16 protein-coding genes are annotated in these 17,946 nt (G+C 67.1%); 7 read left to right on the plus strand and 9 right to left on the minus strand.

Annotation, left to right across the window (positions count from 1 at the left end):
- Positions 1–11 precede the first annotated feature (11 nt).
- Positions 12–413, plus strand: coding sequence for a hypothetical protein (locus tag WEG36_08405; GenBank protein MEX1257624.1), 402 nt, complete (start codon positions 12–14; stop codon positions 411–413).
- Here the strand turns inward: WEG36_08405 and WEG36_08410 are convergent.
- The 4 genes from WEG36_08410 to WEG36_08425 are packed head-to-tail and all read right to left on the minus strand — an operon-like array spanning position 391 to position 5,562.
- Entirely contained in the window at positions 391–1,152 is a 762-nt protein-coding gene (locus WEG36_08410) for a glycosyltransferase (GenBank protein ID MEX1257625.1), read from the minus strand. The two genes, WEG36_08405 and WEG36_08410, sit on opposite strands and share 23 nt — an antisense overlap.
- The gene (locus WEG36_08415; protein ID MEX1257626.1) at positions 1,149–2,141 is read right to left on the minus strand and encodes a lysophospholipid acyltransferase family protein; all 993 of its coding nucleotides are present in this window, start codon (positions 2,139–2,141) and stop codon (positions 1,149–1,151) included. Before WEG36_08415 ends, WEG36_08410 begins: the two co-directional genes overlap by 4 nt.
- Positions 2,138–3,991 (minus strand): ABC transporter ATP-binding protein, encoded by a 1,854-nt coding sequence (locus WEG36_08420; protein MEX1257627.1) that lies wholly within the window; start codon positions 3,989–3,991, stop codon positions 2,138–2,140. The genes WEG36_08415 and WEG36_08420 overlap by 4 nt, the downstream gene beginning before the upstream one ends.
- Positions 3,988–5,562: a response regulator gene (locus tag WEG36_08425; protein ID MEX1257628.1), complete on the minus strand. Its 1,575-nt coding sequence runs from the start codon at positions 5,560–5,562 to the stop codon at positions 3,988–3,990. The genes WEG36_08420 and WEG36_08425 overlap by 4 nt, the downstream gene beginning before the upstream one ends.
- Before the next feature lie 143 nt (positions 5,563–5,705).
- Between WEG36_08425 and WEG36_08430 the strand changes: the two genes are divergently transcribed.
- Positions 5,706–6,530: a lipopolysaccharide kinase InaA family protein gene (locus WEG36_08430; protein ID MEX1257629.1), complete on the plus strand. Its 825-nt coding sequence runs from the start codon at positions 5,706–5,708 to the stop codon at positions 6,528–6,530.
- Between the two features lie 47 nt (positions 6,531–6,577).
- Entirely contained in the window at positions 6,578–6,982 is a 405-nt protein-coding gene (locus WEG36_08435; GenBank protein ID MEX1257630.1) for a hypothetical protein, read from the plus strand.
- An 82-nt stretch (positions 6,983–7,064) separates the two neighbouring features.
- On the opposite strand, the gene WEG36_08440 is transcribed toward WEG36_08435, so the two are convergent.
- A complete protein-coding gene (locus WEG36_08440) occupies positions 7,065–7,820 on the minus strand; it encodes a hypothetical protein (protein MEX1257631.1) in 756 nt (251 codons plus the stop codon).
- Between the two features lie 248 nt (positions 7,821–8,068).
- Here WEG36_08440 and cyoE point away from each other — a divergent pair, with 248 nt between their 5' ends.
- On the plus strand, positions 8,069–8,965 hold the full coding sequence (gene cyoE / locus WEG36_08445) for a heme o synthase (GenBank protein ID MEX1257632.1): 897 nt from the start codon (positions 8,069–8,071) through the stop codon (positions 8,963–8,965).
- Between the two features lie 19 nt (positions 8,966–8,984).
- On the opposite strand, the gene WEG36_08450 is transcribed toward cyoE, so the two are convergent.
- From WEG36_08450 to WEG36_08465, 4 genes are all read right to left on the minus strand, one after another.
- Positions 8,985–9,524 carry a deaminase gene (locus WEG36_08450; protein ID MEX1257633.1) on the minus strand — a complete coding sequence of 180 codons (540 nt, stop codon included), beginning with the start codon at positions 9,522–9,524 and terminating at the stop codon, positions 8,985–8,987.
- 3 nt (positions 9,525–9,527) lie between these two features.
- Positions 9,528–11,372 (minus strand): translational GTPase TypA, encoded by a 1,845-nt coding sequence (gene typA / locus WEG36_08455; GenBank protein ID MEX1257634.1) that lies wholly within the window; start codon positions 11,370–11,372, stop codon positions 9,528–9,530.
- Between the two features lie 277 nt (positions 11,373–11,649).
- Positions 11,650–13,785, minus strand: coding sequence for a TonB-dependent receptor (locus tag WEG36_08460; protein ID MEX1257635.1), 2,136 nt, complete (start codon positions 13,783–13,785; stop codon positions 11,650–11,652).
- Between the two features lie 183 nt (positions 13,786–13,968).
- Positions 13,969–14,091, minus strand: coding sequence for a hypothetical protein (locus WEG36_08465; GenBank protein MEX1257636.1), 123 nt, complete (start codon positions 14,089–14,091; stop codon positions 13,969–13,971).
- Between the two features lies 1 nt (position 14,092).
- On the opposite strand from WEG36_08465, the gene WEG36_08470 reads away from it, so the two are divergent.
- The 3 genes from WEG36_08470 to WEG36_08480 all read left to right on the plus strand — a co-directional run bounded on the left by WEG36_08470 (position 14,093) and on the right by WEG36_08480 (position 17,878).
- Entirely contained in the window at positions 14,093–15,010 is a 918-nt protein-coding gene (locus WEG36_08470; protein ID MEX1257637.1) for a hypothetical protein, read from the plus strand.
- Between the two features lie 154 nt (positions 15,011–15,164).
- Positions 15,165–16,202 (plus strand): quinolinate synthase NadA, encoded by a 1,038-nt coding sequence (gene nadA, locus WEG36_08475; GenBank protein ID MEX1257638.1) that lies wholly within the window; start codon positions 15,165–15,167, stop codon positions 16,200–16,202.
- On the plus strand, positions 16,199–17,878 hold the full coding sequence (locus WEG36_08480) for an L-aspartate oxidase (protein MEX1257639.1): 1,680 nt from the start codon (positions 16,199–16,201) through the stop codon (positions 17,876–17,878). Before nadA ends, WEG36_08480 begins: the two co-directional genes overlap by 4 nt.
- The last annotated feature ends 68 nt before the right edge of the window (positions 17,879–17,946 follow it).

Consider the following 17,946-nt stretch of genomic DNA (forward strand, 5'->3'; position numbering starts at 1 on the left):
CGGCCGACACAATGCACGTGCAACTCGCGTTCGTTTGCGACGACGCCACGATGAATCCGGACGGGAAGATGGACGTGCGGGGCGTCTTCAACGATCTCGCGGCCCCGGCCTTCCCGGCGAAACAGGATCACATGGTCCTGGTGACCACCATCGAGTGGGAGCCCGGGGACGAAGGGCGGAACGCCTTTCGGGTGGACCTTCTTGGACCGGATGGCCGCCCTTCCCTCACCGTGGACGGCCACACCGAAGTGGAGCGCCGCGCCCCCGACCGGCCGCCGCCCCGGACCCGTCTGATCCTACCGCTCGAGGGGGTCGTCTTTCCCCGCCCGGGGCGTTACACCTTCGAGATTCGGGTCAAGGGAAGGAAACTCCGGGGCCCTTCCCTCTTCCTCATGGAAGCGGCGGCGAGGTAGCGGCTGGAGCGGGCCAGACGGTTCGGCGAAGTCCCAGGAGCGACCGGAGCCCGGCGACCGGACGGAACCGGGAGGCCCGCTCCCGATGCGCGAAACCTACGCGGAAGGGGCATTCCTCGATCCGGCGCGCATGCGGGGCAACCTTCGAGAGAAGCTCGAGGTTCGCACCCCACCCCTTGCTCCAGAGGAGCCGCTCCCCCTCGGGGAGCTCGCGAACCGCCTTTTTTACGACGATCACCCGGTACGCCCGGAAGCCCGAAAGGGGGTCGGCCACCGGCGCGCGCGTGAGGGCCCTTCCGAGGAGGACCCGGGCGAGCCGGCGCGAAACGCGTACGGGCTTCGGCAAGCCGGTTCCCTCCTCCGCCACCCGCCCCGCCACGAGGTCCGCGCCCCCCTCGATTGCCTTGACCATGTCCACCAGGTCTTCGGGATTCTCCGTGAAGTCGCCCTGAAGGGTCACGACGACGTCCCGCTTGGGGTAAGCGCTCCGGTCCACGATGTCGCGGAGGAGTCGCTCGACGGCCGCCCCGTATCCGAGCCGCTGTTCGGCGCGGACGGTCCTAAGCGGGAGCGCCCTCGCGTACCGAGCTAGGACCTCCGCAGTGCCGTCGTCCGACGCGTCATCCAGCACGACGATCTCGAAATCCCGACCGAACTCCGCCATCACCTTGCGGATCTTCCAGAGGAGGACGCCGAGCGTTCCGGCCTCGTTGTGCGCGGGAATAGCGATGTAGATCACTCCGAGTCCTCCGCGGTCCGATTCTCGGGCCCGGACTCCATGGCCCGACCCTCCTCGGGGCCCACTGGTACCACGCCCTCCGACCCCGGTTCCTCTTCATCGGGCCTCGTCTTCCACCGTTTGTGAAACCAGAAGTACTGTTCGGGAGACTCCCGGATCGCCGCCTCCAACGCGGCGTGGTAGGCACGGGTCAGGGCGAGGAGGTCCCCCGCCGGGTCCCCGGCAGTCTCGAAGTCGAGCGGCTCGATCGCGAGATGGTAGCGGGCCCGGTGTCCATCGAGGCGGCGCACGAGGGCCGTGAGGACCTCGGCACCCGTTCGCGCCGCCAGTAGCCCGGGGCCCCGAGCGGTGGCCGCCGGCGTCCCGAAAAAGTCCACGAAGAGGCCCCCGACCGGTGCGTTCTGATCCGCGACCAGCGCTACGGCCCGGGGCTCCCGAAGGGATCGGAGGAGGTGCCGTGTCGCCTCGTGACGATAGACCACTCGCATCCCCAACTCCTCCCGCATCCGTCGCAACCGGGCCTCGAATAGGCGGTTTCGCTGAATCCGGGCCACTACGTCAATGGGAACGCCGTTTGCGGCCACGGCGGCGCCCCCGATCTCCCAATTTCCCAGGTGTCCGGTGAGGAGGAGAACGCCCCGCCCCTGCGCGAGCGCCGCATGAACTCGGTCGAGTCCGGACACGCCGCACCGTTCCCGGATCTCGGCGGGGGTCATCCCTTCGAGCAGGAGGAGCGCCGCGGCCTCCCGGCCCAGGTGCCGGTAACAGGCGGACGCCACCTTTCGGCGCCAGGAGGGAGTTCTTTCGGGGAAGGCGCGCTCGAGGTTCTCCGCGACGACCCGGCGCCGGATGCGCAGCACGGATCCCGCGATCCATCCGCACGCAGCACCGAGACCCAGTGCCACCGGTTCCGGAAGCCGCCGCACCACGGCGGACACGGAGAGTAAAAGTAGCTGCTCCGCCCGGTGGGAAATCCGGGGCTCGGTCACGCGCTTCCGGCGGGAATCCCGATCGGCAGGTCCGGGCTCCGAAACTGCAGGTCGTGGAGGCGTCGGTAGAGCCCGCCTTCGTGGAGCAGCGCCTCGTGGGTCCCGTGCTGGACGATCCGGCCCCCTTCCATGACGAGGATCTGATCGGCGCGCTGAATCGTCGAGAGGCGGTGCGCGACGACGAAGACGGTGCGGCCGGCGAGGAGACGCCCGAGCGCTTCCTGCACGAGGCGCTCCGACTCCGAATCGAGGGCGGAGGTGGCCTCGTCGAGGATGAGGATCGGGGGGTCCCGAAGCACCGCGCGGGCGATCGCGATCCTCTGCCGTTCGCCGCCGGAGAGTTGGGTTCCTCGTTCCCCGACCACGGTGTCGTATCCGTAGGGAAGGCGCGCGACGAACTCGTGGGCATGCGCGGCCCGTGCCGCCGCCTCCACCGCCTCGCCGGTAACACCCTCCAACGCATAGGCGATGTTCGCCCGGACCGTGTCGTGGAAAAGCACGGTCTCCTGCGAGACGACGCCGAGCCGTTCGCGGAGGGACCGGAGTGAAAACTCGCGAAGGTCGGTCCCATCCACGAGGATCCGGCCTCCCGTCACGTCATAAAAGCGCGCGAGGAGATCCACGATCGTCGTTTTTCCCGCGCCCGAGGGGCCGACCAGCGCGGTCACCGTCCCCGCCCCTGCGCGGAAGCTGGCCTCCTGAAGGACGGGCTCCCCCGCACGATACTCGAAGGAGACGCGGTCGAAGGCGATCTCCTCCCGGACACCGGGAAACGGCACGGCCTGGGGGCGATCTCGAATCTCGATCGGGGCATCGAGGAACTCGAAGGCCCGCTCGGCCGCGACAAGTCCGGGTTGCACGATCGCGGGCAGCTTCCCGAGGTACTTTACGGGAGCATAGAGCTTCATGGAGAGGGCGACGAAGGTGATGAACTCTTCCCCCGAAACGCTTCCGCCCTCCAGGACGAGGCGCGTCCCGTACCAGAGGATCGCGACCGTCCCGAGGGCACCGGCCGTCTCCGTGATCGGTGCGGAGAGGGCCCGGTATCGCTCGGTCCTCACGAAGTTCTTGAAGTAGCTCCAGGTGAGCGCCCGGAAGCGCTTCCGCTCGTGGGCCTCGGCGGCCGAGGCCTTCACCACGCGAATCCCTGCCAGCGTCTCCTGAAGGTGACTGTTCACGTCACCGGCCAGGTTCAGGACCGCGCGATCCCCGCGGCGGACCCGACGGAGAAGTGGACCCCAGATGAGCGCGACTCCGGGAACCACGATGAAGGCGGCGAGCGTGAGCCTCCAAGAAATGAGAACCATCCAACCCAGAGCGGCCACGAGCTCGAAACCCGACGAGAGGATTCTCGCGAGCTCTCGCGAGACGAGCGTCCGGAGCTGCTCGATGTCGTGGGTCACCCGCGAGACGATCTGTCCCATCCTCGTCCGCCCGAAAAAGACGAGATCCAGGTCCACGAGGTGGTCGTAGACTTCGTTGCGAAGGTCTCGCGTCACCGACTGCTCGATCCAGGCGACCAGGTAAGTCCGCAGGTAGTCGAAGGCGTTTTTCAGAAGGAAGACAACCAGCAGGAAAAGAATGATCCCCTGCATCGCATCGGCCGGCGGAGCGCTGAGGTCCACGAACCGGCCCACCGTCCAGTCCATGATGCGCTCGAGCGTCCCTTCCTCCCCCGGTGCGGCGGCGGCTCCCCCTCCGGGCTCTGAGAAGAGGGTCTGCAGGAACGGGATCAGAAGCGCGAGCGAAAACGCGTCCAGCGCGGCGAAGATCGAAGTCGCTAGGACGGCGAGCGCGAACACCGGGCGGTAAGGCGCCAGGTATCCGAGGATCCGGCGGATGAGCGTCAACGCGGGCGGGGTTTGAGGGTCGCCACCGGGACGATCATCTCCTCGGGCGAGATGCCACCGTGGAGGAAGGCCCCGCGGTACCGGTTCTGGTACTCGCGAAGCTTCGTCGGATACACGAGAAAGTAGTCCTCCAGCGCGAGCACGTATCCCGTCCCGATTCTCCCGTGCGGGATGCGGAGGTCGGCCGGATCAGAGGTCGCGAAGACCGCCTTCGGGTCCTCTGCCTTGAGATCGTATCCGAACTTAAAGCGGAGGTTCGAAGTCGCGTCCTTGCGCGCGAAAACCGTCGTGGGACGGTTGCAGTGGATCGAGCCATGATCCGTCGTGAGGACCGTGGAAATTCCCTGCGCCGCGACCTCTCGCAGGACCTGCAGGAGGGAGGATCTTTCGAGCCAGGACCGCGTGAGCTCCCGGAGCGAGATCTCGTCGCGGGCCACCTCCATGAAAACCGGAGACTCGCCTCGCGAGTGGATGAGGAGGTCCATGAAATTGAAGACGAGGGCGACGACCCCCCCCTCGGTCTTGAGGGCAGAGGTCACGCGAGCACGGAGCCGCTCTCCCTCCCGTTCGGAGAAGATCTTTTCGTAGTGGACCGGGATGTCGCGTCCGGCAAGACTTCGGAGATGGCGTGTGAGGAGCGGTTGCTCGAAATCGTTCAGGCTCCCTTCTTCCCCGATCCCCTCCCACCACCCCGGTCGGTCCGCCGCGATTCGCTCGGGGAATTGCCCCGAAAAGATGGCGTTTCGCGAATACGGGGTCGCGGTCGGGAGGATGGAGTAATAAAGATCCTCCTCCACGTCGAATAGCGGCGCCAACAGAGGGCGCATGACGCGCCACTGGTCGAGTCGCATGCAATCCAACACGACGAGGAGGACTGGATTCCGGCCGAGCAGCGGGAAGAGGTATCGCGTGACCAGGTCCGTCGAGAGGGTGGGGCGATCGCCTCTGTCCCTCATCCAGAGGGGATACACCTCCTTCACCCAGACGCCGAAGTCCCGCCGCAGGTCGCCCATCAGGGAGTTCACCGAGTCGAGCAGCCCCGTCTCGCCCGCCGCCTCGAGCCGGATGTGCCAGTCCGTCAGCTCGCTGAAAAGCTCCGCGAACTCGGCGGGGGTACGCGCCGCCTCCCGACGCTCTTCGAGCCTCCGGAATCCGGCCGCGAAGTCCTGCGCGACCTGTTGTTGGCGGATCGAGGGACCCTCTAGGATGCGGGTCACCATCGAGAGGACCTGACGCGGGCTCGCCGGTTTCACGAGGTAGTCATCCACCCGCCGGCCGATCGCTTCCGTCATTGTCCGGTCCTCCTCGGACTTCGTGATCATGACCACCCGCGCGTGCGGATCCTCGCGGCGGAGGATCTCCAGCACCTCCAGTCCCCGCCGCCCCGGCATCCTTTCGTCGAGGAGCACAAGGTCGTACGGCTCGTCCCGGAGGAGGGCGAGAGCGTCGTCGCCGTTCGCGATCGCGTCCACGTGATAGCCGCGTTGCTGGAGGAAGAGACAATGGGGCCGAAGGAGCTCGACCTCGTCGTCCACCCAAAGGATCCGCTTCGCGGCACGGAGATGGGTCATGGTGGGAAAGCTACCGCGGGTAGCGGAGGAGGGCCAAGCAGACCGGAGTGGAAGTACACTTTCCCTGTTACATTCCGCGCCGAACCCGGGTCCGCCAGCCGCCTGTCGCCGGACCGCCAGGACCGATGCCCCCATGGACCACGATGATCGGTTCCCGAGCCCCCTCCCCCCCCCCGGCCTTTCGCGAGATCCCCGGGTCGCGCCTCCGTGCCTGGGCGCGCCCCGAGCTGGAGGAATGGGTGCGCGGGGCCCTGGGGACGTGCGGGACGCTCCATGCTGCCGCTCGCCGGGACGCCGGCGGAGCCACGAAGCTCACGGGACGCGCGCCGGTCTTCGTGGTGCGGCGGGGAGACACCGCATGGGCCGTGCGCCGTTACACCCGCGGGGGAGCGGTCGCCTCGTTTCTCGGCGACCGGTACCTTCACCTCGGCTCTCCCCGCCCTCTCAGCGAGCTCGCGGCGAGTGAGGGACTCCGCCGGCTTGGGGTCCCAACGCCACGAATCCTCGCTCTGGCGGTGTACCGCGCGGGCCCTTTCTACCGGGCCGACCTGGCGACCGAGCTCGTTCCCGACGCGACGGACCTCGTCGAGTTCCTCTTTCAACCACGGTCCAACGCCTCGGCGGCCACCCGGCAACGCGAGATTCTCCACGAGTCCGGCTCCCTCGTGCGCCGGCTCGCCGAAGTGGGGGGATACCACCGGGACCTGAACGCGAAGAATCTCTTGGTCCGGAACTCTTCCATGGCGCCACGGATCTATCTCATAGACCTCGACCGCTGCCGCGTCGGTGTCGGCGCCAAGGATCGCTCCCTCTCCCGAATGGCCGGCCGCCTCCGGTCTTCCCTGACGAAGTGGGGGCATAAGACCGGGCACTGGCTCGACGCCGCCGACTGGGATGCGCTGGCGACGGGGCTCGGGTCCCCTTCGGAGGGCACTAATTCGGGGCCTGAGGGTTACCAAACTCGTTAGACGGATTTGGAATCCGCAGCGAAACGAACACACGGAAGGAGGAAGGTATGAGGAGGAGGCTTAATCGTTGGACTGGAGCGGCGGTGGCCGGGCTCGTCCTGACGCTCGCGACGGCGGGCGGCGTGCATGCTCAGGCGCCGAACATCTCGGGCACATGGCTCTTCGATGTGGTGGTCGAGGGAGGCGGCGGGACGCCCACGGTGACGATCGTCCAGGAAGGGAACGCGCTCACCGGACACTACTCGTCCGAAACGCTGGGCGAGGCGGACTTCACCGGGACGGTCGAGGGAAACATGTTCACGTTCACCTTTTCGGTGGATCCGGGGCTCGGTCAGATGGTCCCGGTGACCTACGCCGGGGAGATCGAAAGCGCGACCGCCCTCAAGGGGACGTTCGATCTCGAAGGACTGGGCACGGGGACGTTCACCGCGGTGCCGAAACCGGAAGCCTGACCGGCCTCAGCGATCGCAGAGATTCAACCCCCGAGGTCGGCGGCCCGTCCGTCGGCCTCGGGGATTTCTCGTATCCGCCCCTTTACTCCATCCCGATCACGTAGGGAAACCAGGCCGCGACGGGGACGCCGTTCTCCCGGGCCGGATTAAAGACCCACTGGGCGGCCTCGCGTGTCAGCTGCTCATTAAAGCGACGGTCCGAGGTCGGCGGCCGAAGTTGAGTGGAGTCCGCAACAACGCGCCCCTGCTCGTTCACGAATACCCAAACCTCGATCTCGCTGCCCCGTAGTTCGCGGTTCGTGGGCGGGATGATCATTCCGCGCGGGGAGGGGGGGATCAACCGTGAGATGCCATCGGCGCCCTGCCCGGCGTCCCCGAGCCCGGTGGCTCCCGGCTGCCCACTGTCCCCGGCGTCGAGCCGATCGACGCCCGTCCCTGTCCCGACCCCGGGATCGAGGATGTCCGGTACCGCGGGTTCCAACTCCTCCGGTACTTCGGGGAGGATGACCTCCGGTTCCGGAAGGACGACGTCGGGAACGGGGATGAGGGGTGGTTGTGGGATCGCCGGTGGCGGGGATCCCATCGAGACGGCCTGGAGGACTCCAGGCGCGGCCCGGTCATTGGCGTTGTCCGGACCGGCCGCTCCGTCGGAGTCGAAGGGATTGTTCCAGATCGGGCTCAACAAGAAGATGAGCACATGGATCACCACGGAAGCGAGGAGCGCGAGCCACCACACGGCGCGCTCGCGCGACCGTCGGCTCCCCGCGTCCTGTTGGCGCTCGGTGGCATCGTCCATCATCGCTCCGTCGTCCGGCCGGGCCGGGTGGGTCGCCCTCATCCTCCGGACATCCCCGGCCGCCGCATGAAGGCCGGTTCCCTGTAGTACGACCGAGCCCCACCAAGGGTTTCCGTGCGCTGCCCCGCGCACTCCCCGGATTCCACGCCTCGAACGTGAATCGAGGCCGTCCGATCGGCGCTTGCGCGCCGCTGGGCCGCCGGGCAACTTCGATCATCCGCGTCCCGACCCCCACACCTTCCCCAGCCGGCCAGGGCCCATCGAGGCTTCGAACCGGAATCTCGGACCCCGTGCCCACGCAAGAACACACCGCCGATCGGGCCGCCCCGTCACTCGCGCGTTCGTATTACGAGCTCACGAAGCCAGGGATCGCCGGCTTCGCGATGATGACCGCCGGGGTCTCTTATTACGTGGCGACCGCGGGGCGCGCGGACTTCCTCCCCGTCCTTTACACCCTCGCGGGGATGCTTCTCGCCAGCGCCGGCGCCCTGGCCCTCAACCAATATGCCGAGCGGGACCTCGACGCCCTGATGGACCGGACCCGCCGGCGCCCGCTCCCCTCGGGCCGCATTCGCCCGAGGGATGCGCTCGCCTTCGGCCTCGTCCTGGTCGCCGCGGGCGCCTCCCTGCTCTGGGTGACCGTCGGCACCCTCCCCGCACTTCTCACTCTCGTCTCGGCCGCGGCCTACAATCTGATTTATACCCCGCTCAAGTCCCGCTCGTACGCGGCCACCCTCGCGGGAGCCATCCCCGGGGGCATGCCGGCCCTGATCGGGTGGAGCGCGGCGACCGGAGAGGTGACCCTCGGAGCCCTAGTGCTCTTCGGAATCGGATTCCTCTGGCAGATTCCGCACGTGCTCGCCCTCGCCTGGCTCCTCCGAGAGGACTATGCCCGGGCCGGGTTCCTCATGGCGCCGCCCGCGGATCCCGAAGGAAGGACCATCGGTCGCCACATGATTCTGTATGCTTCCGCCCTCATCCCGGTGAGCCTCCTTCCCACTCCGCTCGGATTGACCGGAACCATTTACCTCGTCGGTGCGCTGGCACTCGGGGCCATGCTCCTCGGATTCGCGGTCGTCGCGCGCGGGGAGATGTCGCGCCGCGCGGTGCGGAGAGTCTTCCTGGGCTCGCTCGCCTACCAGCCGCTCCTGTTGGCCCTCATGCTCGTAGACACCGTGCGAGGCTGACGCCGCGGCCCGTGCGTCGTCAGAGGGGCGGGGCTGGTGGGTCACGCCAGGAGTCTCGCCATCGATCGTAGCGGACCGCGACGACCCCGGCCCGCCCGAGGACGGCCAGCCCGTCGGCGTCGCGATACGGCTCCCGGTAAAAGAGGTGCGCCACCCGGGCCTGAACCATGAGCTTCGCGCACATGACGCAGGGCGACGCGGTGACAAAGACTACCTTGTCGTGCAGAAGGCCGGGGGCCTTCACGAGGGCGTTCATCTCCGAGTGGATACACCCGCACGCCCCGGGGATCGGGGAGTCGCAATCGTTCGGAAAGCCCCGCACGTTTCCATTGTACCCGATCGCGACGACGTTTTCGAGCATCGGATCGGTGATCACCGTTCCCACCGAAAGGCGGCGGCAGGTGCTGCGCTTGGCGAGATCCTCCGCCATCCGCATGTACACTTCGAAGAGGGGCGGCCGGTCGAGACTGTAAGCGGCGACTTCGCTCGCGTCGGCCACCTCGACCATGTTCAACGGATGTGTGTTTTCCGGAACGAGATCCTTGAAGAGGACCGGCATCGGTCACGCCTGTTGCGATGCGGTGGCCCTCAGCGTCTTCTTGCGTGCGTTGGGATCGAGCTGACGCTTCCGGAGCCGTAGCCCGTCGGGTGTGACCTCGATGAGCTCGTCGTCTTCGATGAACTCGAGCGCGAGCTCCAGAGTGAGGATCCGCGCGGGCTCGAGGCGCACATTTTCGTCCGAGCCCGACGCCCGCATGTTCGTGAGCTTTTTCTCCTTGCACACGTTCACGTCGAGATCCCCGGGGCGGACGTGTTCGCCCACGATCATTCCGGGATAAACCGGGTCTCCGGGTTTCACGAACATCGTCGCGCGCTCCTGGAGACTAAAAAGCGCATAGGGGATCGTCTCCCCCTGGCGGTCGGCCACGAGGACGCCGCGCCGGCGGCCGGTGATCGGTCCCGCCCAGGGCCCGTACTCGAGGAAGTGGTGGTTCAGGATCCCGAGTCCTCTCGAGTCGGTCAGGAACTCGGAGCGGTAGCCGAAGAGCCCCCTCGCCGGAATACGAAAACGCAGGCGCGTCGTGGACTCCACGGACGGGCGCATCTCGAGGAGCTCTCCGCGGCGCGGCCCCATCTTCTCCATGACGATCCCGACCATGGCTTCGGGAACGTCGATGAGGACTTCCTCGTAGGGCTCGAGCCGGTTCCCTGCCGGGTCGCGCTTCGTGATCACCCGTGGGCGAGAAACCTGAAACTCGTACCCCTCGCGCCGCATCGTTTCCATGAGGATCGAGAGATGGAGCTCGCCACGCCCGGAAACCTGGAAGGTATCGGTCTGGTCGGTGTCCTCGACCCGGAGGGCGACGTTCCGCTCGAGCTCCCGGAATAGACGCTCACGAACCTGCCGGGTGGTCACGAATTTTCCGGCCCGTCCCGCGAAGGGGGAGTTGTTCACCGTGAAGTCCACGGAAAGGGTGGGCTCCTCGACCTGGATCCCCAATAGCCGCTCGCGGTGCGCGGGATCGGTGAGCGTCTTCCCGATCTCCACCCCCTCGAGGCCGGCGAGCGCGATGATATCCCCCGCGGAAGCTTCCTGTACTTCGATCCTCTCGAGCCCCCGAAAGGCGAAGAGTTTCGATACGCGGGCCTCCACGCCTTCTTCGTCCGGGACACGGCCTGGGTCGCCGTAAGGCAGGAGGGCGACCGAGTCTCCGACTCGTACCCTTCCCCCCTCAATGCGCCCGATCGCGATCCTTCCCAAGTAAGACGAGTGGTCGAGGGTGGAGACGAGCATCTGGAAGGGACGGGAGGCGTCCCCCGACGGAGCGGGGACCGTGTTCTTGATGGCGTCGAAGAGGGGAACCAGGTCCGTGCCATCTTCGTCCGGCTTCGTCGCGGCCCACCCCTGCAACCCGGAGGCATAGAGGAAAGGAGCGTCGAGCTGACGGTCCGACGCCTCCAGTTCCATGAAGAGCTCGAGGACTTCGTCGTGCACTTCCTTCGGGCGAGCGGCAGGGCGATCCACCTTGTTGATCACGACGACCGGCATCAGCCCCAGCTCGAGTGCCTTGCGCGTCACGAAGCGGGTCTGGGGCATGGGGCCCTCAACGGCGTCCACGAGGATCAGGACTCCGTCCACCATCCGGAGAATCCGCTCCACCTCCCCCCCGAAGTCGGCGTGACCCGGGGTATCCACGATGTTGATCTTAAGACCCCGCCAGTAGACTGCTGTGTTCTTGGAAAGGATGGTGATGCCGCGCTCGCGCTCGAGCGGATTCGAGTCGAGCACGCGCTCCTGCATCGCCTGGTTATCCCGGAAGATTCCCGCCTGGCGGAGCATCTTGTCCACGAGAGTCGTCTTCCCGTGGTCCACGTGCGCGATGATCGCGACGTTCCTGATGGACATATTCCGGCCCTTCGACCCCCGAATGTGCGCGCCGAAGTCGGACTCACCGGATCGGCGCCGCCCTCCGCGCGGTTGCGTGGGGCGTAGCCCTTAATTTTAGCCGCTTCCGTCCTGTCGCGGCAGGGAGTAACGGGAGAGTGGACAGCCGGGTTTCGTTCGGCTCCGGCTTGGGAACCCTGGAGTCGGAAATGAATCGGGGGTGTGGGGGCGGGGGCCCCACACCCCCGTCGTTCCTCGACTCTCCCTCCGAAGGGCGCTCCGTTAGTTGCCACTTCCCCTAGTTGCCGCCTCCCCACTTCGCGGTGAGACCGACCTGAAGCGAGCGGTCTGGACCGGGTTCGTAAAAGCGGCTCCCGAAGGCGTTCACGGCGACCGACGCAATGTAGTCCTTGTCGGCCACATTGATGACCGCGACCCAGGGCGAGAGGCTCAGGTTCCCGACCACCAGGTCGGACACCCCCGCGCGGAGGTCCACGATCATGTAAGACGGAGCGGACGCGGTGTTCAGGTCGTTCGCCACGACCTCGTCCGAATAGGTCCACGCGGCATCGACCCAGAATGGATCCGGGCTCACCCGAGTGACCGCCTGAAGCCTCTGCGGAGCGACTCCCGGAATTTGGTTGCCGGCGAGATTCTCGTCGCCCAACTCGTAGGCGCGGAATCGGGCGTTGGTGTAGCTGTAGGTGACATTCTGGCGGAAGACACCGTCGGCGCTCGCGAAGGCGAGACTCGCCTCCACGCCCCGGTGGCGCGAGCGTCCCGCATTGCGGAAGAATGTCACGCCGGGGGAGCCTTCGACCTCGAAGGGCACGAGCTCGTTTCGCAGATCCGTCTGATAGGTCGTGACCTCGAAGGTCGCCGAGTTGCCGATCGCGCCCCGGAGCCCCGCTTCGTAGGACTCACCCTTCATGGGATCGAGATCGGGATTGAATCCTCCCGCCGCGTCGGGCCGGTTCGCGAGCTCCGTGGTCGTCGGCGTTTCGAATACCGTCCCGATGGATCCGAAGAATGTGAGGGAGGGTCCGGCGGGAACGCTGACGCCGATGGAGGGGCTGATGGCGTCGAGGGTGCGGCTTCCGGAGTCGTCGGGGTTCTCCGGTGTCACCGGGACCCGGTCCGTCGCGGTGAACTCCTGGCGGTCGTAGCGGAGGCCGGCGAGCGCAACCGCGCCTCCGGGGAGCTCAAGCGTGCCCTGGATGAAGGCGCCGATGCTCGAGACCTCCTCTGCCTGATCGAGGTAGGGCTCGTCCAAGGGGAGTCCGGACTGGAACTCCACTACGACCTCCGAGCGGTCGTCGTCCTGGAGGTCGTACTCGACGCCCCCACGCCAACGCAGGTCGCCGAGCGCGCTCGCGATCGTGCTTCCGAGTTGCGCGCGCACGCCTCCGCCGTTCCGCGAAAGATCGATGATGTCGCTCGGAATCGGGTTGTTGATCGTCCGGTGGACGCCGTAAAGGGAAAAGTCTCCCTCCAGCGCGGCTCCGAGCGGCCCCTGCCAGCGGAGGCCTACCTGCTGCTGTTTCAGCGTCTTCCCCGTGCGAAACCGAAGATAGGTATCGGCGATTTCGCGGAAGACCTCCGGCGCGAAGTTCCCCGCTTTCGAACCCGCGCTCTCGGCGTCCAGATCCACCAGGTTCGCCGTCAGGCTGAGCTCTCCGCCCGCCATGCCTCGAGAAAGCTGGGCATTCAGGCCGAAGCGCTCGGAACTGCCGTACGACGTGCCGAGGGTATCCACGCGCGGAGACGCCGGGGCGATATTCCGGTAACCGTCCCAGGTCTGGCCCGAGATCGCGAAGATGTACCCGGTGCCGTTCACCGTTCCGGATGCCGTGAGTTGGCCGCGGTAAAGACCATCGCTCCCGGTCACCCCCGTCACCTCGAGATTGTAGGGTGTCAGGGCCGGACCCCTCGTCGTGAAGGAGAGGACTCCGCCGGAGGCGTTCCCGAAGAGGGCGGAGGCGGGGCCCCGAATTACCTCGACACGTTCCAGCGATCCAACGTCGAGGTGGTCCAAGCTGCTCTGGCCGTCCGGAAGTGTCGCCGGGATCCCATCCACGATGACGCGAATTCCGCGGAGGCCGAACTGCGCCCGCGCCCCGAATCCGCGGATCGCCACACGTTCACCGACCGCGGGATTGTACCGGTTCTGCACCTGGACGCCGGGGAGCCCGTAAAGCGCCTGATCGAGGAAGAATCCGCTGCGCCCCCGCTGGAGGTCCTCCCCGCTCAAGGTCGCGATCGCGAGCGGAGAGGCGGTTTCGAGCAGAGGGGTCCGGAGTACCGACACCTCGACGGGAGCGAGCGGAATGGTGTCTGCGGGAGCAATCTGCAGTGCGGCGGCCGGCGCGGCGCCGAGGAGCCAGAGCGAGAGCGCCGCGGAAACGGGACCTGAAACGGCTCTCGGAACTCTCACGAGGGACCGCGGGTGGCAAAACGAACGTTGCATCTCGAACATAGGTGCCTCGTCTTGAGAGAAAGCATCGGTCCGTCCGACCCGCGGAGCGCGGTCGGCGAACCGTTCTTCCAGTCTTCCAACGTCCGGCCTCTCGAAGGGGATCGAGGCGGACTACGCACCGTTAAAAGAATCGGGAGGGGTTCAACTGTCCAGAGATTCCCGGAGCGGAAGGGCGGTCGTGGCGGAATTCGGGGGATCCAATCCCCCGATCAGGGTGGGGTTGACCGCGGTGATCGTCGCCGTCACCAAGGAGAGCCCTCGCATCTTGACGCTATCCGGCATGGTGCCGGCCGGGAGCCCTGTGGAAGGCGCCAATCCGGAGCCTGCACCTGATTTCCTTCCCTACGGCCCGCTCGACCCGGCGGGCGACCGAACGCTGGAGCTGACGCTGCGGGGGTGGGTGCGCGAGCAAACCGGGCTCGAAATCGGCTACGCCGAGCAGCTTTATACGTTCGGGGACCGTGACCGGGTCGGGAGAGGCCGTTCCGCCGGGCCGAGAGTTATCTCCGTCGCGTACCTCGCGCTGATGCGGGAGGCGCGCCCATCCGGGTCGTCGCGGGCGCGTTGGCGCGACTGTTACGCTTATTTCCCCTGGGAAGATCGGCGCGCCGGCGCACACCCAGTGATCTCCGATGTCATCGCGCCGGCACTCCAAGCCTGGATGCGCGCCGTGCCGAAGGGTCCGCGGCAAGAAGAACGGCGACAGCGGGCCGGGATCGCCTTTGGGCTGGAGGGGTCGGGGTGGGACGGAGACCGCGTTTTGGAGCGTTACGAGCTTCTTTACGAGATCGGGCTGGTCGCCGAATCGGGGAGGGTTCGGCCTCACGAGAAGCACGACATCGCCACCGAGTCGCTCGGCCGGGCCATGGGGCTCGATCATCGCCGCATCCTGGCCACGGGGCTCGGGCGCATTCGGGGCAAGCTTCGTTATCGTCCTGTCGTTTTCGAGCTCCTTCCCGACACCTTCACCCTTCTCCGCCTCCAGCTCGTGGTCGAAGCTCTTTCGGGAATCCGGTTACACAAGCAGAACTTTCGCCGGCTCGTGGAGAGCGGGGGTCTCGTCGAGGGAACGAGAAGATTCGACCAGAAGACGGGAGGGAGGCCCGCCGAGCTCTTCCGATTCCGCCGGGAAGTTTTGAAGGAGCGCCGGGCGCCGGGGATGCGGCTCCCAGGAGGGCGTTGAGGGACTAACAGGGCGCCGCGACAGGAGGCGCGAAGGCCCCCCCCCGATCCTCGGTTTTCCTTGTTGACGAACCTCCCAATGTCCGGTAGGGTAACAGAAATGTGGCGGTTTTTTTTCGCCCTGATATGCTCACACTGAGTATAAGAGAGCCGAGATGCCAGCTAGTGCCTCCACAACGGTTGCCGAGCCGCTCGAGTACACGCCGGAAATCGCGCGAGCGACCGCGGAGCTCTATTCGCGTTTGCGAGGAGTCATTCCCGAAGTCGAATGGCCTTTTCACGCGCCCTACATCCACCGGATCGAGCAGCTCAAGATAGAGCGGAACGCGGTCATCCTCGCGCACAACTACCAGACGACGGAGATCTTCCACGGGGTCGCGGACTATCGGGGTGACTCGCTCGGGCTGGCGCAGGAGGGGGCCAGGACCGACGCTGACGTGATCGTCCTCTGCGGCGTCCACTTCATGGCCGAGACCGCGAAGATCCTGAGCCCGGAAAAAACGGTGCTCATTCCGGACCTCCGCGCCGGCTGCTCGCTCGCCGAGTCCATCACCGGCGCGGACGTCCGCCGGATGCGGGCCCGGCACCCCGGCGCGCCCGTCGTGAGTTACGTGAACACATCGGCCGACGTGAAGGCCGAGAGCGATATCTGCTGCACTTCTTCGAACGCCGTGAAGGTCGTCGAATCCCTCGGGGCCAAAAAAGTCATCTTCCTCCCCGACGAATACCTGGCGAGTTACGTGGCCAGCCAGACGAAGGTCGAGATCATCCCGTGGGACGGTCGTTGTGAGGTACACGAGCGCTTCACGGCGGACGAAGTCCGGAGATATCGGCGCGCCACGCCGGACCTCGTCGTTCTCGCGCACCCGGAGTGCCCGCCCGACGTCCTGGCCGAAGCCGATTACGTGGGCTCGACCTCGGGGATGGCCCGTTTCGTCCAGGAGAAGAAGCCGGTGCGGGTCGCGATGATCACGGAGTGCTCCATGAGCGACAACGTCGCGGCGGAGAACCCGGACGTCGAGTTCATCCGACCATGCAACCTTTGCCCGCACATGAAGCGGATCACCCTTCCCCGGATTCTCAGGTCCCTGGAGACCCTCGAGCACCGTGTGGAGGTGGACTCCGGAGTCGCCCAGCGCGCTCGCCGGGCCGTTGAAGCGATGCTGGCCGTCGGCCGGGGAAGCGGGGGATGAGCGAAGCCCCGCAAGGGGACCCCGACCCAGCTCCCCGTCACGCTCCACGGCCCCGCGCAGTGGACGTCCTCGTGGTGGGCTCGGGAGTCGCCGGCCTCTCCGCCGCGCTGGAGCTCGGCCGCCACCCTCTTCGCCCTAAAACGCTGGTCGCGACTCGCGGAACGCTCGGGGGCCACGGCGCCTCCCCCCTGGCGCAGGGCGGAGTCGCCGTGGCCTTCGATCCCACGGACTCTCCCGAGCTGCACGCGGACGACACTCGCGCGGCGGGTGCCGGCCTCGCGCGTCCCGAGCTCGTAGAGATTCTGACGCGTGACGGTCCCGACCGGGTTCGGGAGCTCATCCGTATCGGCACCGCCTTCGACCGGGGACCGTCCGGACGCCTCGCCCTCGGACTCGAAGCCGCGCATTCTCGCCGACGAATCCTCCACGCACGCGGAGACCGCACCGGAGCCGAGGTCACCCGTGCGCTCCGCGAGGCGGTACAAGGCTCCGCCGCGATCGAGGTCGCCGAGCACGTGGAGGTGCTCGAGCTCCTCGTGCGGAACGGAAGGGTCGAGGGTGTTCTCGCCCGCGACGGCGCCGGCGATCTCGTCCGCATTGAGGCCGCCGCGGTCCTCCTCGCCACGGGGGGTGCCGGGCGGGCTTATCTCAAGACGACCTCGCCCCCGGGGTTGAACGGGGATGGCCTTGCGATGGCCGCGTTCGCCGGCGCGCGTCTCATGGACCTCGAGTTCGTGCAGTTCCACCCCACCGCCCTCAACGTGCATGCGGACCCTCTTCCCCTCATGACCGAGGCGCTCCGAGGTGCCGGGGCCCGCCTCGTGGATCAACACGGGGAACCCGTGCTGGATCCCGACGAAGGCGACGAGCTGGCCTCGCGCGACAAGGTGGCGAGGGCCCTCTGGGCCCGGATTCGGGAGGGAATCCCCGTATTCCTGGACTGCCGGAAGGCGCTCGGGGGAAAGGGGGCCGAAGCCTTTCCGGGAGTCTACGCCCTCTGCCGGTCACACGGAGTGAATCCCGACTCCGAGTTGGTCCCCGTGACACCCGCCGCTCACTACCACATGGGAGGGATCGCGGTGGACGAGGACGGGAGAAGCTCCCTTCGCGGGCTCTGGGCCGCCGGAGAGGTGTCGGCCTCCGGGGTCCACGGCGCGAATCGGCTGGCGAGCAACTCCCTGCTCGAGGGACTCGTGTTCGGTCCCCGCGCCGCCCGCTCCATGGCGCGCGCCATCGCCCAATCCTTCGGGCCCCAGGGGACCCGCTCGGACCCACGGATCAACGGTTCGATGGGCACCTTCGACGCGCCTCCCCTCGCACCTGAGGCCGTCCTTCGGGTCCGCACGATCCTCTGGGAACAAGTCGGCGTCATTCGAAGCGCGGCGGGCCTCGAGAGCGCGCTGGCCGAGCTGGACGCGCTCGAAGAGAAGCTGCGGCGCCTTTCGACTCCACCTGTTCGTCCCTTACTTCTCGTGGCACGACTGATCACCCGCACGGCGCTCTTGAGGACCGAGAGCCGCGGCTGCCACTTCCGCACCGACTTCCCGGAACCGGACCCGGGCGCCCCTCGGCACAGCCAGGTGGAGGTCGGGCCCGACGGCCTCGCGATCCGCGCCTTTCTCGCGGAAGCTCCGACCGAACCCGCCCCACCCGCGGAAGTCTCCTCACCCGCTTAGGGCGAGCGACGGAGAAGGAGGATTCCTCTCCTTTCTCCCCGACTATCCGGGTGGAGTGGGTTTCCGGA

This window comes from Gemmatimonadota bacterium (genome assembly GCA_040882465.1).
GTDB lineage: Bacteria > Gemmatimonadota > Gemmatimonadetes > Longimicrobiales > Gaopeijiaceae > JBBEBG01.

Excerpts from the sequence above, each read along its gene's own strand:
- WEG36_08405 (MEX1257624.1), top strand. The coding sequence starts at position 12 with ATGCACGTGCAACTCGCGTTCGTTTGCGACGACGCCACGATGAATCCG.
- WEG36_08425 (MEX1257628.1), bottom strand. The coding sequence starts at position 5,562 with ATGACCCATCTCCGTGCCGCGAAGCGGATCCTTTGGGTGGACGACGAG.
- WEG36_08430 (MEX1257629.1), top strand. The coding sequence starts at position 5,706 with ATGATCGGTTCCCGAGCCCCCTCCCCCCCCCCGGCCTTTCGCGAGATC.
- WEG36_08435 (MEX1257630.1), top strand. The coding sequence starts at position 6,578 with ATGAGGAGGAGGCTTAATCGTTGGACTGGAGCGGCGGTGGCCGGGCTC.
- WEG36_08440 (MEX1257631.1), bottom strand. The coding sequence starts at position 7,820 with ATGAGGGCGACCCACCCGGCCCGGCCGGACGACGGAGCGATGATGGAC.
- WEG36_08450 (MEX1257633.1), bottom strand. The coding sequence starts at position 9,524 with ATGCCGGTCCTCTTCAAGGATCTCGTTCCGGAAAACACACATCCGTTG.
- typA (MEX1257634.1), bottom strand. The coding sequence starts at position 11,372 with ATGTCCATCAGGAACGTCGCGATCATCGCGCACGTGGACCACGGGAAG.
- WEG36_08465 (MEX1257636.1), bottom strand. The coding sequence starts at position 14,091 with ATGCGAGGGCTCTCCTTGGTGACGGCGACGATCACCGCGGTCAACCCC.
- nadA (MEX1257638.1), top strand. The coding sequence starts at position 15,165 with ATGCCAGCTAGTGCCTCCACAACGGTTGCCGAGCCGCTCGAGTACACG.
- WEG36_08480 (MEX1257639.1), top strand. The coding sequence starts at position 16,199 with ATGAGCGAAGCCCCGCAAGGGGACCCCGACCCAGCTCCCCGTCACGCT.